This is a genomic window from Polynucleobacter sinensis, assembly GCF_001595985.1.
GTDB classification, from domain to species: Bacteria; Pseudomonadota; Gammaproteobacteria; order Burkholderiales; family Burkholderiaceae; genus Polynucleobacter; species Polynucleobacter sinensis.
Map to the genome: position 1 here is coordinate 68,123 of NZ_LOJJ01000018.1, position 15,855 is coordinate 83,977.

At 44.6% G+C, this 15,855-nt stretch carries 17 protein-coding genes; 12 read left to right on the top strand and 5 right to left on the bottom strand.

Annotated features, from left to right (window positions below; genetic code table 11):
- Positions 1-3 precede the first annotated feature (3 nt).
- From AOB49_RS10235 to AOB49_RS10250, 4 genes are read right to left on the bottom strand one after another with little or no spacing between them, the layout of a single operon-like run.
- On the bottom strand, positions 4-1,110 hold the full coding sequence (locus tag AOB49_RS10235; RefSeq protein ID WP_062310763.1) for a mandelate racemase/muconate lactonizing enzyme family protein: 1,107 nt from the start codon (positions 1,108-1,110) through the stop codon (positions 4-6).
- Positions 1,107-1,991, bottom strand: a complete 885-nt coding sequence (locus AOB49_RS10240) for an NAD(P)-dependent oxidoreductase (protein WP_062310765.1) — start codon at positions 1,989-1,991, stop codon at positions 1,107-1,109. The genes AOB49_RS10235 and AOB49_RS10240 overlap by 4 nt, the downstream gene beginning before the upstream one ends.
- Before the next feature lie 7 nt (positions 1,992-1,998).
- Positions 1,999-3,123 carry a TRAP transporter substrate-binding protein gene (locus tag AOB49_RS10245; protein WP_062310766.1) on the bottom strand — a complete coding sequence of 375 codons (1,125 nt, stop codon included), beginning with the start codon at positions 3,121-3,123 and terminating at the stop codon, positions 1,999-2,001.
- A complete protein-coding gene (locus AOB49_RS10250; protein WP_062310768.1) occupies positions 3,124-4,092 on the bottom strand; it encodes a Bug family tripartite tricarboxylate transporter substrate binding protein in 969 nt (322 codons plus the stop codon).
- A gap of 126 nt (positions 4,093-4,218) precedes the next feature.
- Here AOB49_RS10250 and AOB49_RS10255 point away from each other — a divergent pair, with 126 nt between their 5' ends.
- The 3 genes from AOB49_RS10255 (at position 4,219) to AOB49_RS10265 (ending at position 7,300) form a co-directional block, all read left to right on the top strand.
- Positions 4,219-5,118, top strand: a complete 900-nt coding sequence (locus AOB49_RS10255) for a LysR family transcriptional regulator (RefSeq protein WP_062310770.1) — start codon at positions 4,219-4,221, stop codon at positions 5,116-5,118.
- A gap of 162 nt (positions 5,119-5,280) precedes the next feature.
- On the top strand, positions 5,281-6,246 hold the full coding sequence (locus AOB49_RS10260; RefSeq protein ID WP_062310772.1) for a cyclase family protein: 966 nt from the start codon (positions 5,281-5,283) through the stop codon (positions 6,244-6,246).
- Positions 6,247-6,304: 58 nt separating this feature from the next.
- A complete protein-coding gene (locus AOB49_RS10265) occupies positions 6,305-7,300 on the top strand; it encodes a Bug family tripartite tricarboxylate transporter substrate binding protein (RefSeq protein ID WP_062310774.1) in 996 nt (331 codons plus the stop codon).
- On the opposite strand, the gene AOB49_RS10270 is transcribed toward AOB49_RS10265, so the two are convergent.
- Positions 7,287-7,946 carry a TetR/AcrR family transcriptional regulator gene (locus tag AOB49_RS10270; RefSeq protein WP_062310777.1) on the bottom strand — a complete coding sequence of 220 codons (660 nt, stop codon included), beginning with the start codon at positions 7,944-7,946 and terminating at the stop codon, positions 7,287-7,289. The two genes, AOB49_RS10265 and AOB49_RS10270, sit on opposite strands and share 14 nt — an antisense overlap.
- 44 nt (positions 7,947-7,990) lie before the next feature.
- On the opposite strand from AOB49_RS10270, the gene AOB49_RS10275 reads away from it, so the two are divergent.
- The 9 genes from AOB49_RS10275 to AOB49_RS10315 all read left to right on the top strand — a co-directional run bounded on the left by AOB49_RS10275 (position 7,991) and on the right by AOB49_RS10315 (position 15,794).
- Positions 7,991-8,875 (top strand): BKACE family enzyme, encoded by an 885-nt coding sequence (locus tag AOB49_RS10275; RefSeq protein ID WP_062310779.1) that lies wholly within the window; start codon positions 7,991-7,993, stop codon positions 8,873-8,875.
- Positions 8,876-8,884: 9 nt separating this feature from the next.
- Entirely contained in the window at positions 8,885-9,457 is a 573-nt protein-coding gene (locus tag AOB49_RS10280; RefSeq protein ID WP_062310781.1) for a cupin domain-containing protein, read from the top strand.
- A gap of 8 nt (positions 9,458-9,465) precedes the next feature.
- Entirely contained in the window at positions 9,466-10,440 is a 975-nt protein-coding gene (locus AOB49_RS10285) for a Bug family tripartite tricarboxylate transporter substrate binding protein (protein ID WP_062310783.1), read from the top strand.
- Between the two features lie 19 nt (positions 10,441-10,459).
- Positions 10,460-11,623, top strand: coding sequence for an enolase C-terminal domain-like protein (locus AOB49_RS10290; protein WP_062310785.1), 1,164 nt, complete (start codon positions 10,460-10,462; stop codon positions 11,621-11,623).
- 93 nt (positions 11,624-11,716) lie between these two features.
- Positions 11,717-12,583: a dioxygenase family protein gene (locus AOB49_RS10295; protein ID WP_062310787.1), complete on the top strand. Its 867-nt coding sequence runs from the start codon at positions 11,717-11,719 to the stop codon at positions 12,581-12,583.
- Positions 12,584-12,590: 7 nt separating this feature from the next.
- Positions 12,591-13,352: an SDR family NAD(P)-dependent oxidoreductase gene (locus AOB49_RS10300; RefSeq protein ID WP_062310789.1), complete on the top strand. Its 762-nt coding sequence runs from the start codon at positions 12,591-12,593 to the stop codon at positions 13,350-13,352.
- Positions 13,353-13,384: 32 nt separating this feature from the next.
- Positions 13,385-14,383, top strand: coding sequence for a quinone oxidoreductase family protein (locus AOB49_RS10305; RefSeq protein ID WP_062310791.1), 999 nt, complete (start codon positions 13,385-13,387; stop codon positions 14,381-14,383).
- A gap of 26 nt (positions 14,384-14,409) precedes the next feature.
- Positions 14,410-14,760, top strand: a complete 351-nt coding sequence (locus AOB49_RS10310) for a cupin domain-containing protein (protein WP_062310793.1) — start codon at positions 14,410-14,412, stop codon at positions 14,758-14,760.
- Positions 14,761-14,795: 35 nt separating this feature from the next.
- On the top strand, positions 14,796-15,794 hold the full coding sequence (locus AOB49_RS10315) for a tripartite tricarboxylate transporter substrate binding protein (RefSeq protein ID WP_062310795.1): 999 nt from the start codon (positions 14,796-14,798) through the stop codon (positions 15,792-15,794).
- Positions 15,795-15,855 lie beyond the last annotated feature (61 nt).

Below are 15,855 nucleotides of genomic sequence, written 5' to 3' on the forward strand. Positions count from 1 at the left end.
AAATTACGCGTGAAAACGTTTCAATTGATCTTCATTCACCTCTATTCCGAGGCCGGGAGCATTAGGGATCGAGTACATGCCATTAACGGGTTGAATGGGCTTATCTACGATATCTTCAGCCAAATACAAGTGACTCGGGCTAACACCCCAATTCACACCATTTAACGCGGCACTGAGTTGCAAAACTGCCGCAGATGCAATGGATGTCTCTGCAATCTTGCCTGCAAGATTAATCTGCAGTTCCATTGCATTGCATACTGCCGCACTTCGGATGACGCCACTAATCCCGCCCAATTTAAGCGTCTTGAGTGAAACGCCGGAAACCCCATACTCTTTGGCCTTAATCATATCTGCGCTACTAGTGATGGACTCATCGAGTCCAATGGGCGCAAGTTTGAGATCGCAGATGTGCTTAAGTCCTGCAATATTTTCCTTCGCAAGCGGTTGCTCTAAAAAGGCAACGTTTGCATCCCTGCAGCCTTGTAAAAAGGTAACAGCTTGCTCGGTACTGTAGCCCATATTGGCATCTGCGCAAATTTGGATTTCAGGGCCTAAGATCTTGCGCATGCCCACCAGCGATTGAATATCTTCTTCGACCGATTTCACGCCAAGCTTAAGCTTAAAAAAACGATAGCCAAGAGCAAGACATTTCTCGGTTTCGGCAATATCCGCTTCTACTGACTTGGTTCCAATTAGCCATAGCGGAGGTATTTCGTCTCTTTGTCTTCCACCCATTAAAGTGCAAGAATCAACTCCCAGTTCCTTGCCTAGAAGATCATATAAAGCCATATCAATTGCAGCAACCGCTCCACTTCCCGTTGGAAACTTTTGAGCAATTAAGTTGGTAATGCCTGCTAAACAACGTGAGTCCTGACCAATTAGCAGGGTATGAATATCTTGATGAAACGCATGTTCCATCTGTTCAAGAGTTTGGCCGCCATGGCTGGGGGCTGCTGTATTTTCACCCCACCCAACGATGCCTTGATGGGTCTCTAGCCGGACAATGAATGTTTCTGCATGGGTAATATGTACCCCGGCCATTAGCATTGGCTTGATGAGAGGGATTTTTAGGGAAAAAGCTGTCGCATAGCGAATGGCAGTTGATTTCAATTGGAGCTCCCACGACGCCGAATGGCCTCAAATATGATTGCGTTATCCTGTTTTCCCTCACCCTGTTCAAGACAGGATTGCAGCAATTCTATATATTGAGTTGCTAGAGGAAGTGGCTGATTGGTTTGTGTTGCGAGTTTTTGAATCAGACCAAAGTCCTTTAGACTTTGATCAACACGACTTTGAGGCTCATCATATTTTCGCTTAGTCATTAGAGGGCCTTTAATACTCATAACACTGGATGCCGCAGCTGAATTTTGAAATAGATTTAAAAGGATATCTGGATCTAATCCAATTCGACTGCCAAATACTAGACCCTCCGCAAGGGCGGCTCGATGGAGGCCTAAAACTAGGTTGATAGCTAGTTTGGCTTTGCTGGCGCTACCAATGTCACCAACATGCATCCTTTTTTTACACATTGCATCTAGGATGGATGATAGATCGTTGATGATTGCTTCATCCCCACCAGTGAGGCCAAGGCAGTCTCCATTCGCTACTTGTTTGCTTGTCCCGGAAATGGGCATTTCAATAAATCGAACTGGATAATTTGTGCAGGCATCAGCGATGTCACGAATTGCCTCTGGTTCACAAGTGCTGGTACAGATAATATTCAGGGGTGTATCGCGCGGCGTTAAAAGTAAGCCGCTCTGGCCAAGTAGAGCATCATGAACTTGTTTAGCGTCAAACAGGCAAAGGATAAGAGTGTCGGTTTTTTCAGCTAGTTGAATGGGTGATGCAAGCACCTTTTCTCTGCCAAACTCGTTGCAACGTTCATCGTTTATGTCATAACCGAGAGTGATAAAGCCATTACGCTGCAATCTTGTTGAGAAGGCTTGCCCCATTAAGCCAAGCCCGATAATGCCAACTGTTTTTTCCCGCATGATTAAATTATCCTAGGGGCGTAATATTCGTGAGCGGGTGATTAAGGGCATTTTCGAATAGCTCATCCGCAGAGTATTGGCTAAAGTGTTTAGTTGACCCTTCGATTGCGTGAATCATTTCGTCAGAGGGGTAGCCTAGAGCCTTCATCTTATTAGAGTATTGATCTTGTACACCAGCCAATTTATGGTTCCAACGCTCAATTTCTTCTTGATTGATGTCGATAAATTGCATACCCGCTTCTTTAAAAGCCACTCGAGCTCTAGCGCCTGCTAGACCATAAAATAATTGTGCTCCGGCTTGCGCTAATGCTCTTAACCATTGATTCACAATTATTTTCAAATCTGGAGAAAGTTTGTTCCAAAAATGATGTGAGAGTCCATATTCTAGATTCACTCGTACTAAATTTGCAGAAGTTCTATAGCGGGCATCTTGAAAGATTCCCGCTGTATGTGCCGCGCTATCTGATATAGATACGGCATCAACTTCCTTATTAGCAAATTTTTTCTTAGCCTCTGGGGTGCTGCAGCCGACGGGGATAGCACCGAGTGTTTGATATATATCGAACTCCATGCCGTCACTACAGGCTATTTTCTTACCAATTAAATCATCAAGACAATTCATTGGCTCACGACTAAAGAGGTTATATTCGCTGGTGGCAACTAGGCGACCCATTAAGATTTGATTAGATTCAAAATCTTTTTTGAAGTAGTCGTGATAAAGAGCCTCCGAGACTGCGGTAGCAACCTCGGCACTTGGAAATATAAAGGGTAAGCTAAGGCTCTGTGCGGCTGGAAATATCTTGGCATCCCATGCTGAGTATACGGGGCACATGTCAGTCACATTATTAATTAGCGCATCAATTCCCTCACGCTCTTTATGTAGACTGCCACCCCAGTAACCCTCGACTTGAATTGCGCCTTTGGTCATTATTTGTAAGCGTTTAAATGCTGGCTCAAATACATCTTTGACAGCTGGCGAGTTTCCAGGGATATGGGCACTTACTCTTAATGTAATTGCATCTGCCTTAACAGTCAGGTCTTCTCCTGTGGTATCAAGCCATTTCCTTGCGGATGCAGTCTTGGAGATAAGATCTTCAACGCTATCATTTGCGCCGATTTGTAGTGGATTCATTTAGTCATTCGCTTTGAGGTTAGCTTCTTTGACGATGTTCCCATAGCGGGTGATTTCGGCAAGATAGTATTTGTTGAAATCAGCTTGGCTTCCACCAATTACTCTAAACCCCTGTTTTTCTAGATTCGCCCTGAAGCTAGGGGTATTCAAAATAGCTTGAGTGGTTTGATTAATTTTATTAACAATGCTTTCTGGAGTGCCTGTCGGTAAAAAGATTCCAAACCATGTTTCCACTTCAACACCGGGAACGCCAACCTCGGCCATTGTTGGAATATTGGGTGCGAGAGGAGATCGTGTTGCTGAGGCTAGTGCTAGAGCCCCAATTTTGCCTGCTCCCAATTGTTGCAATACTAGGGGCAAAGTGGGGAACATAGCATCTACTTGGCCAGCCAGGGTATCGCTGAGGGCTTGTGCGGTTGATTTGTAAGGCACGTGAGCTATGTCCGTTTTCGTGGAAATTTTAAAAATTTCTCCTGCAAACTGGCCAATACTTCCATTGCCCCACGAGGCATAGTTCATTTTTCCAGGCTTCTCTTTCGCTAAGGCAATAAACTCTTTAGCAGTTTGTGCGTTTACATTATTGTTTACGACAAGAACTAGGGGGACTGCCGCAATTTGGATCGTGGGTATGAATGCTTTTCTAGGATCGTAGCTTAAGGTGCTCATCCAGGGATTTGTTGCAATAGAGGTGGATTCGATCATCAGGGTATAGCCATCTGGCTTAGCCCTTGAAAATATCTCTTCTCCAATTGCACCGTTTGCGCCGACTCGATTATCTACAACTACGCTTTGACCAAGCTTTTCTGTCAGTAAAGGAGCGAGATTACGCGCTAGCAGATCGGCCGTACCTCCGGCTGACATCGGAACAATCACAGTAATGGGGCGAGTTGGGTAATTATTCGCCCCCTGACCCCAAGCCGCGCCATGAATAGCAAATGCCATCATGGCCAGTGTCAATATCTTAGACATTGTCTCCTCCACTTCTATTATTTTTTTATGACTCAATTTAAGTGCAAAGCTGAAATATTCACAAATACCTTTTTTGTGGCTTAAGATATAACAAATTGATATGGATCAGATGGAGGCCTCTGAATTATGGAGTTAAGAAGCATTAATTACTTTGTTGCCATTGCGGAACTTGGCAATATTTCAGCGGCAGCTCTGAAATTGGGGATCGCTCAACCTGCATTGACTCGCCATATTAAGCAGTTAGAGAGTGAGCTCAACACTATTCTATTTAATCGATTGGCAAGAGGCGTGCAGTTGACGGCATCTGGTAGGGAGTTGTTGGAGTACGCCAATCGCATTGTGAGTGAGGTGGCTCAGGCAAAACATGAGATTTCAGGACTTCGTTCAAAGCCTAAAGGATCAATCGTATTCGGCGCTAGCCCAACCATATCCTCGATACTGATGCCAAAGGTTGTGTCTGACACCCTACAAGAATTTCCCGGAATTCATATGCGGCTTATGGAGGGTCGAAGTATTCGGTTAAATGACTTTTTGTTAACTGGACTTTTGGATATCGCTATCCTTACCAACCCATTGCCATCATATAAACTTCACTTGACGCCATTGATTTCAGAGCCGCTTTGCCTGATTGGTATTGCTGGAATACTTCCCAGGCAAAGTCCGATGACGATGGATGAGTTAGATCAATTGCCGCTTATTCTGACTCCCGGAATGTTGGCATTGACCCTGAAGGCTAAAGCAAGCAAAAAATCTTCATTAAATGTCATTGCGGAGATAGAGTCGATTGACACCATTCGTAGCTTGGTTAAGGCGGGCAAAGCTATTACGATTGCCCCTGCTAGTGCATTTCATGTGGAGTTAAATGGCGATGAGCTACAGGCAATTACGATTGAAATGAAAGATTTACGTAGAGATTTGGTGCTTGCCTCAAGAACTGATAACGCCCATCTCCCCGCCGTTAGGGAGGTGTCAAGAATCGTGAAAGCGGCAGTAAAGACGCAAATGGGTAGGTATGCCGCCCCATGAGATTGAACGTTAGCAAGTTGAAACTTCTAGCTAATCCATTGGCTACTTGAACGACAAAATTTCCTGAAATTGAAGAGTATTGATTTGAGCTATTGACATGTTGCGTTTTCACTGATAATTTAAACAAGTGTTTAATAATATTTGTATAAGGCAATGGAGACAATGAAAAAAATTACTCGCGCTGATTTGACTGCAGCTTCTGAAAAATATAAAAACTGGGGCAAATGGGGTCCTGATGATGAGATAGGTACCCTGAATTTCACTAGCCCGGAGGATATTGTTGCGGCAGCACAATTGGTGCGTAAGGGTAAGGTTATTTCGTTGGCTCTCAATTTCGATAGTAGCGGTCCTCAAGGTGCTAAAACAAAGTACCCATCAATGGGGCGCATCAATCCAGTCCACACCATGCTTCGTACTGGAACAGATGCTTATGCTGGTGTATTGGATAAGCGGGGCATCCGAGCCGCAGATGACATGGTTGTAATGCCGCTTCAATGCGGTACCCAATGGGATGGCTTGGGCCACGTTTTCTATGAAAACTACATGTACAACGGCTATGATTGTCGTGAAGTTTCTTCAGCTGGCGCAGCAAAATGCGGCATCGAGAAAACTAAGGCAAAGATGGTTGGCCGAGGGATTCTGCTGGATGTAGCAAGAGCTAAAGGCATGGACTGCTTGCCTGATGGATATGGAATTACCTGTAAGGACTTGGACGACACTGCCAAGAAGCAGGGAATTGAAATTAAGCGCGGTGATTACATCATTGTGCGCACCGGTCAAATGGAAGAGAAAATTAAATCGGGAAGCTGGGATGGATATCCTGGTGGCGATGCCCCAGGATTTGCTTTTGAAACTCTTGAATGGATTCAGCGTACCGAGTTGGCGGCATTGGCTAGTGATACCTGGGGATGCGAGGTTCGCCCGAATGAATCTGAGGCGGGAATTAACCAGCCATGGCACTGGATCACCATTCCAATTATGGGCATGACCATGGGTGAAATCTTCTATGTGAAAGATATTGCTGATGACTGTGCTGCAGATGGCATCTATGAGTTTATGTTTGTTGCTCCTGCGATTCCAATTACTGGGGCAGTTGGTTCGCCAACCAATCCTTTGGCAATTAAATAAGCGCAATTAAGTTTGCACTAAACAGTCTCATTTACATACCAAAAATCGAGGGGGTAGGATGCATCATTCCACTTGTAATATTCAAAGTACTTTAAAGAAGCTAATTCAGCTTAGTCTATTAGCAGGCGTCAGTCTGTTAGCAGGTACGGCCTCAGCTGCCTATCCTGATAAGTCGATTAAGTTAGTAGTGGGTTTTCCACCTGGCGGTCCAACTGACATGTCCGCCCGCATCATTGCCCCTAAGCTTGCAGAGATATTGAAGCAATCGGTGTTTATTGAAAATAAAGCGGGTGCAGGAGGAAACGTTGCTGCGCAAATGGTTGCTAATGCCGCTCCTGATGGCTATACCTTTTTAGTGAACTCTGCAGCCTTTGCAGTTAATCCCGCCCTGTATGGTTCAGCAGCCGGCTACAGTCCAGGAAAAAACTTTACGACTGTGGCATTTATCTCAACCCAAGCCAATGTTATTAGCGTGAATGAGTCTGTGCCAGTCAAAAACTTAGCAGAGTTGAGGGAGTATGCAAGCAAGAATAAGTTGTCATACTCAAGCCCGGGATATGGAACAACTCCGCATTTGACCTGTGAAAATTTATTCAAAGTTCAATGGAAAGCGGATATTAATCACATCCCCTATAAAGGGGCGGGACCTGCTTCAATGGCAGTCGTTGGTGGTGAAACGCCAATTGCCTGTACAGCGGTTGCTGGTGTTTATCAGTTCTCCAAGCAAGGCAAGGTTCGAATTTTGGCTATTTCAAGCGATAAGCGCTCTCCAAACTTACCTGAAGTTCCCACATTAGTTGAATTGGGTTATCCGCAAATCAAGGATTACACGTGGTCAGCCATGATGGCGCCAATTAAAACGCCAAATGACATCGTTCAAAAAATGAATAGAGCCGTCAACTTTGTCTTGGAATTACCCGATGTAAGAGAGCAGATGGATAAAGCTGGGCTAGTTGTTATGAGCGGTACGGTTCAGCAGGCCAATACATATATGAACGAAGAAGTTACTCGCTGGGAAAAAATTGTGAAAGAGGTGGGTGCTAAGGTTGAGTAGGTGGTGCAAGGAAGCCTTGTTCGCAAAAATCCAGAATTTCAGGGATAGCTTGCGCGAGGTTTCCGCCTTTACAACGACCTTTTGAGATTACTTCAATACGCCCAGTATTCGAAGCCACATATAAATATAGACCCATAACAAAGATCAAGCGCCAAGCGATGGATTCTTCACTTAATTTCGGGAGTGTAATTTTTAACTCCTCCATGAAGCGCAAGCTAGTTGCGTCATATAGCTTGGATCGCAATGCGTTTTCAATACTTTTGGGTTCGTTATGAAGTCGAGCTTGCAACTTCACAAAACTTTTTCCGCCTTTATCCTCGCTTGCCATACGCAGTGGGGGGTAAATAAATGCGTATATCAAATCACGCAATGGAATAGATTTGTTTTTCGCCTTTTGCTTGGCTTCACTCAAAAGAAAATTGCGCTCCGCAAGAATAATACTGGCGCGCCTTTCAAAAACGGCATTAAACAACCCCTTTTTATTTTGAAAGTGGTAGTTAATCAATGCTTGATTCACTTTGGCGCGGGTTGCGATATCTCGCACGGTAGTCATTGCATAGCCATGTTCAGAAAACAACACTTCTGCAATGTCGAGCAAACGCGTAGCGGTTGTATTGCTTGAATGAGGACGTACTTTTTTAATCATTATTTTTTAATTAATTTCAAATCACTTTAACAAGAGGAAACGCGATGAGCAAAACAATTTTGACTTGTGCAGTTACAGGTAATTTAACAAAACCAGAGATGACCCCTTATCTTCCTATAACGCCACAGCAAATTGCTGATTCTTGCTTGGGCGCCGCTGATGCGGGGGCGGCAGTGGTGCATATTCATGTGCGTCATCCAGATACCGGCAAGCCATCCATGGAAATAGATCATTATGCCGAGGTAATTCAGTTAATACAAAAGCAGAATAAAGAGCTCATTATTAATTTAACTACTGGGCCTGGCGGTAGGTATGTGCCAACCGAGGGGGATCCTAAATTATTCGCGCCTGGCACCACCCTATGTGATCCCTTAAAGCGAGTAGAGCATGTAGCAAAACTGAGGCCCGATATTTGCTCGTTGGATTTAAATACGATGAATTCTGGCCCTGACGTCGTGATGAATACACCGAGCAATGTGCGTAAGATGGCAAAAGTCATCCGAGACGCTGGAGTGATGCCTGAATTAGAGATTTTTGATACAGGAGATCTTAATTTGGCTAAAGACTTAATTAAGGATGGAACGCTTGAAGGCCCCGGTTTGTATACCTTTGTGATGGGTGTGAAATATGGCTTAAATACTGATCCAGCAACTTTGCTCTATATGCGTGATCAATTACCAGCAGGTGCTAAGTGGGCGGCTTTTGGAATTAGTCGCGCAGAGTTTCCGATTGTTGCGCAAGCTTGGCTGTATGGCGGTCATATTCGAGTAGGCATGGAGGACAACATTTATCTCGAAAAGGGCGTGCTTTGCGAGAGTAATGCCCAGTTAGTGGAACGTGCGCACCGTATTGTGAAGGACATGGGTGGTGAATTGGCTTCATCTAATGAAGCCCGCGCCATGCTTGGACTAAAGAAAACTAATGCTTAAGGGGTTCTGATGGATCATCCAAAAGGCTATGTTCGCCGTATTGTTACTGGCCATGATGCAGAAGGTCAGGCTATCGTTACGCACGATGGACCTGCACCTTCTGTGCATACCAACCCTAAAAGAGTTGGTTTTTACTTAACCGATCTATGGCATACCGATGCTATGCCGGTGCCAATTGATAATGCTTCTGACACGACTTCTCGTCCCTTGCAGTTGGAGCCATCTAAAAATGGCACCGTTGTTCGAATTATTGAATTTGGACCTGAGGGTGAGTGGCTGCAAAAACTAGCTGGAGATGATGCCAAAGATGCATTTGGAGCAATGGGCACCAATAAGGCCTCAACCTATCAGGCAGGCAAGCACCCCCTGATGCATCGCACAGAAACGGTTGATTATGCGGTGGTGCTAGAGGGGGAAATTTACCTTGTGCTAGATAAAGAGGAGCGCCTCATGAAGCAGGGCGATTTTTTGGTAGAGAGAGGGACAAATCATGCCTGGAGTAATCGATCAGGTAAGCCTTGCAAAATGCTCTTTGTGTTGATTGATGGGAAGTTTGATCCCGAAATTAAAAAACACTTTTAAGGTAGCCCATGAATTCATTATTACGAAAAGCATTTTGGATATGCGCCCTCATATTTTTAGGGTCGACGCATATTGTTAGCGCCCAAGGCTATCCAGAAAAAGCGATTCGATTAATGGTTGGCTATGCCCCTGGTGGATTAACCGACGGGGTTGCACGAACTTTAGCGCCGCAATTATCAGATATATTGGGCAAGCAAGTAGTGGTTGAAAATCGCGGCGGGGGAGGGAGTTCAATTGCGACAGATTTAGTTGCTAAATCCCCGGCTGATGGTTATACGCTTTTGATGGCAGATCAGGCGCTTATCAGTAACCCTAGTTTATTTTCGAGTTTGCCGTACGATACATTAAAAGATCTTCAGCCTGTAGCCCTTGTTGGAACCGCAGCCTCAGTCATTGTGGTGAACTCAGCATTACCAGTTCGTGACCTAAAAGCACTAATCACATTGGCTAAGAGTAAGCCGGGCACCTTGAACTATGCCTCTGGTGGAAATGGAACCATGACGCATTTGGCTGGGGAGTTATTTAAACAAGTGGCTCGTGTAGACATTGTGCACGTCCCATATAAAGGTACTGGCCCGGCTGTAGTAGATTTGTTGGGAGGCCAGGTTCCAATGATGTTTAGTAGTATTGGACCAGTGGCGCAATACATTAAGTCTGGTCAATTGATTGCCTTGGCTGTGACAGGGGAAACCAGGTCGCCTGCATTACCTAGTGTCCCGACTCTTTCTGAGCTGGGACTGGCACAGGCTACTGTCATTGGGTATTGGGGAATGATGGCGCCTACTGGAATTCCTGGCGATGTTGCTGAAAAACTGATGAAAGCTGTAAATGATGCCGTGAAACGCCCAGATGTAAACCAACGTCTAGTAGCTCTAGGTATTGATCCTTCTTTTGCAACGGGCGCACGTTACGAAAAAATCTTAAGCACTGAAATTCCAAAGTGGGCTCAAGTGATTAAATTTGCAAATATTCGCATTGATTAGGTATTGATAAAGGTAGATTGTGAGAATCACAGACATTCGAGAAATTGCAGTACCTCTAAATTCAAGTATCCGGAATGCGGTCTTTGATTTTAGTGAGATGACTACATCAGTAGTCGCAGTGATGACGGATGTGATTCGCGATGGTAAGCCAGTAGTTGGGTTTGCCTTTAACTCCACCGGGCGTTACGCATGTGGTGCGCAAATGCGAGATCGCTTGATTCCGCGCATCATGAAGGCAGCGCCTGAAACGCTCTTAAATGAAGCCGGTAATAATTTAGACCCCGAAAAAATATTGGCTTGCATGATGCAACGAGAAAAGCCGGGTGGGCATACAGAAAGATCAGTGGCAATTGGAACTATTGAGGTAGCCATTTGGGATGCTGTTGCAAAAATTGAAGATCTTCCATTGCATGTGTCACTAGCTAATCGTTTTTCTGGTGGCAAAGTGCAAAAAGAGATTCCTTGTTACGTGGGTGGTGGTTGGTATGCTCCAAATAAAGGTATTCCAGAGTTATTGGATGAGATTAGAGGTCGACTCGACGAGGGCTACACCACCATGAAAATCAAGGTTGGTGGTGCTTCGATGGAGGAGGATATCGCGCGCTTAGAAGCTTCTCTAAAAGTGGTTGGTGGAGGTCAGAATCTCGCCGTGGATGCTAATGCAGGTTTGTCTCCAGAGCGTGCTCTCGCTTATGCCAAAGCGTTACAGCCATATCAGTTGCGCTGGTTTGAAGAACCCACAGATCCCTTAGACTTTGCTTTGCTAGCGGAGATTGCAGATGTCTATTCATCACCTATTGGCACTGGCGAGAATCTGTTTTCAACGCAAGATATTCGTAATTTGGTTCACTTCGGTGGTTTGCGCAAGGATCGCGATATTATTCAAATTGATGTTCCTCAGTCCTATGGGATTGTGCAATTTAGTCGAACAGTGAAAATGCTTGAGGACCGTGGCTGGGGGCGCCATTCCATTTTTCCTCACGGAGGAAATTTGATGACTTTGGCAATTGTTGCTGGATTTGGTTTGGGCGGATGCGAGGCCTATCCAGGCACGTTTGGGGTCTTTGCTGGGTTTGCGGATGACTCTCGTGTGAGCAATGGAAAAATTAATCTATCCGAGAGACCTGGGATTGGTTTTGAGGGGCAAAATGCCCTCTACGATGTGATGAGGAAGATTATTTAGCGCCATCTTTTTGGTAGCGCCTTGATAGCTTATTGAAATGGCGAATGATCAGTTGTTGGCATATACTTTTTGAGAAATTTCTAGGATTTAAACATGGCGCTCATCACAAGTCCGGAATCTATTTTGGACATTGCTCTTGCTGCAATGCAAAGCACTGAAAATCAGCGACTAAAAACTTTAATAAGCTCATTAACTGAACACTTGCATGAGTTTGTTCTGGAGAATCAACTAACAGAGTCAGAGTTTGAGAGGGCGTTGCAATTTATTGTTGGCATAGGTCAAGCTACAGGGAAAAATACCAATGAAGTAGTGCTTGTGGCTGATATTTTGGGAATCTCTTCTTTGGTCTCCACAATAAATAATATGGATGTTGACGGCGGATCATACGCTGCACTATTGGGTCCTTTTTGGCGCAAAAATGCGCCGCTTTGTAATTGGGGGGAAAGTATTTCTAGGGTTGACTTAGGTGGTCAGCCCATGGAGGTTCATGGACTAATTCTGGATGAATTTAAAAAACCGATCGCTTCTGCAATCGTCGACGTTTGGCACTCCTCGCCAAGTGGCTTTTATGAGAATCAAGACCGGCTGCAAGCGGATATGAACTTGCGTGGTAGATTCAAAACAAATGAGAATGGAGAATTTTTCTTTAGAACCATTCGTCCTGCTGGCTACCCCGTTCCAACAAATGGGCCTTGCGGTGAATTATTACGCGCACAAAAGCGACATCCTAATCGTCCGGCCCACATTCATTTCATGATTTCTAAGCCAGGCTATAAAGTTTTAATAACACAGGTTTTTGATTCATCAGATGAAAACCTCGAAAGTGATCCAGTATTCGGCGTTTCTCGACAGTTGGTAGGTGAATATCTTACCGATGATAAAACTGGTATTTGTAAGCTGAACCATTCTTTTGTATTACAGGCTGGTGAGATGGTATTTCCAGCCCCGCCCATTCCCTAGGAGTTTTATGAGTACATTTCAATCTGTAGACGAATTAAGTAATAAGGTTGCGGTCATTATTGGCGGCACTGGCGCCGTTGGTTTTGCTACCGCAAAGCGTTTGGCTAAATTGGGGGCAACTTGTGTCTTAATTGGTCGAAATGCCTTGGAAAAAGGCAAGGATCAAATTAGTCAGCTGCCACCTGGAAAGCATTTTTGCTTAAATGCATCTATTACTGATTCTCAAACATTAATTGCCGCGGCCAAAGAGGTGGAAAGTCGCCTGGGAAGATGCGATATTTTGGTAAATAGCGCGGGGTTTACCAAGCCTGTACCTGCAGCCAATTTAGACGACCTCACTGATGATTTAATTGATGAGATCCTGAAGGCAAATTTTCGCGGCGTGTTTGCTTCTATTCGCGCTTTTCAGGCCCTACTTAAAGCCAGTGGTGATGGCTTGATTGTGAACGTTTCCTCAATCGCTGGGTTTACTGGGGTTGGCAGCAATCTCGCTTATGTTGCCGCAAAGGCGAGTCTCGATATTGTGAGTGAGTCATTGGCAAAAGTACTTGCACCATCAGTACGAGTGTTGTGTGTTTCGCCAGGCGTAGTTGATTCTGCATTCGTACCGGGGCGCGGAGGTGACTTTAATGAAAAAACAGCAGCAACAACCCCATTAAAGCGCATTGGTACTCCCGATGATGTTGCTTCTGCAATTGAAGCTTGTGCCACCCGATTGCGTTTTTCAACAGGAACGCGGATTGTGGTTGATGGGGGCCGCCATCTTTAATTGCAGATAGACTGGAATATGGTTAAAGCATTATGACAAGTAGCAAGCAAGAATTACGCGCCATGCGCCTACACGCCAAGGTTTCATCGATTGATGATTTGGCTCCCACTATTGAGGCGCAGCAAAAGCCAGTATTAAAGAGTGGTGAAGCTTTGGTGCGGGTTTATAGCGCAGGAGTTAACCCGAGTGATGTTAAGGCTGCACTTGGCATCATGCCAAAGGCGATTTTTCCTCGCACTCCAGGACGAGATTTTTCTGGTGTAGTTGTTGATGGCCCCTCCGATTGGATAGGAAAAGAGGTTTGGGGCTCAGGGGGTGATGTTGGAATTACACGCGATGGCTCTCACGCCGGTTGGCTAGTCTTGCCTATATTAGCTTTGCATGAAAAGCCGAGTAATTTAAGTTTTGAAGAGGCGGGTTCAGTAGGGGTACCTTTTGTCACAGCTTATGAAGGTTTTCGTCGAAGTGGTTTACCAAAACCAGGGCAAACAGTGGCGGTAATGGGTGCAAACGGTAAGGTTGGTCAAGCTGCAGTGCAAATAGCTGCAATGTATGGAGCAAATGTGATTGCCATACAGCGATCGGAGCAATACATCTCTTTTTCTAGCACCCCTGTGCATGTAGTGAATGCAAAAGAATTACAACCAGATGAAATCGCACAAAAAATCTTACTATTCAGCAATGGAAAAGGTGCGGATATCGTCTACAACACCGTAGGAAGTGCCTACTTTGAGGCCGCCAATAAATCACTCGCTAAGGGTGGAACGCAGATATTTATCGCAACACAAGACCGTGCAGTTCCATTTGATATCTTTACCTTCTATCGTGGTATGCATACCTTTGTTGGTATTGATACCTTAGCGTTAGATTGCATTGACTCTACCAAGCTGCTCAATCTATTGCGAGCGGGATTTGAGTCTGGAAAACTAAAACCTTTTAAGGTTGATCGTGTTTTTAATCTTGATAATGCTCTTGAGGCATACAAACTTGTTTTAGCCGGTGCGCAAGACAGGGTGGTATTTAAGTTCTAGGTTTTGATAATTCGCAGGGAAAATAGATGCACATTACGAGATTTAACGAGGCTAAAACTTATCAAGCCCCCAATCATGATGACATGACTTGTTTTCGTCTACAGGGTAAGGAGGCTAGCCCATGCCATCAGATGTGGATGGGGATGAGTGTATTTGAACCAGGTGGCCAAACTGGCTTTGATGGCTCGAATGTGGAAAAAATTTATTTCGTTGTTGAAGGTGAGATAACAGTTTTTTGTGAAGCACTGGATGGTCAGATTTCAGAGGCTGTTCTAGGCCCAAATGATTCTTGTGTTTTTTTAATTGGCGAAAAAAGACAGTTAAAAAATCTCAGCAATCAAGTTGCAAAAGTAGTTTTAGTAATGGCGTCCCCTTAAATCCTCTTATAAATTCAATATAAAGAATCTTAATCATGAGACAGTTACAGAGCGCTTTTAAAACCCCCATTCAATACCTTGCCTTTTTCCTTGCGCTTTTAGTATCAAGTGCCGGTCCTGTCTATGCGCAGGTTCCTTGGCCAAAAGCAAAAACGATTAAATTTGTTGTGCCCTTTACTCCTGGCAGTGGGACTGACGTTATCGCGCGACTCATAGCCAATCGTTTGGCAGAGACGCTTGAAACATCAATCTTTGTGGAAAATAAACCAGGTGCTGGCGGAACTATTGGCGCCGCTATCGTCGCTAAAGCAGAGCCCAATGGCTATACATTTTTAATTACATCATCGGGTCATGTAGTAAACCCATCGCTATACAACAATCTTCCTTACGATACTTTGAGGGATTTTTCTGGAGTCACCTCATTGGTCGAATTACCTAATGTCATGGTAACTTCAACGGATTCTGGTTATACGTCGGTTAAAGACTTAATTGGTAAAGTCCAGGCTGCTCCTGGTACTAAAAACTATGCCTCAGCGGGTAATGGTTCCGCTACTCACATGAATGCAGAGAAATTTAAATTAGCCGCAAAAATTAATGCAAACCATATTCCATACAAGGGAACGCCAGATGCTATTACGGATACCATTGCAGGAAGGGTGGATTGGTTCTTTTCTCCCATTGTCTCAGCACTACCATTAATCAAGGATGGTAAGTTGCAGGCCCTGGCTGTTGGAACTGAGAAGCGGTCTCCCGTTCTTCCTAATGTGCCAACCACTATAGAGGCCGGTATACCTAATTCTGCATATACATTCTGGGTGGGAGTTTTTGCGCCCTCAAAAACCCCGAGCAAAATTATTGATCAGATGAATGAAGGCATTATTAAGATTATGAAAGAGCCGCAAATAGTTGCGCAGATCAATAAACTTGGGGCGGAGCCTATATTAATGAGCCCTCAAAAATTTGATCAAATGGTACGGGCGGAGATGGAGTCTTCGGCTATTTTGGTCAAGGAGTCCAAAATGACGGTTAACTAGTTAAGAGCTGCCTTATCCTGCTATTCAACCCCTTGAATTTCAAAAATAATAACTTAGAAAG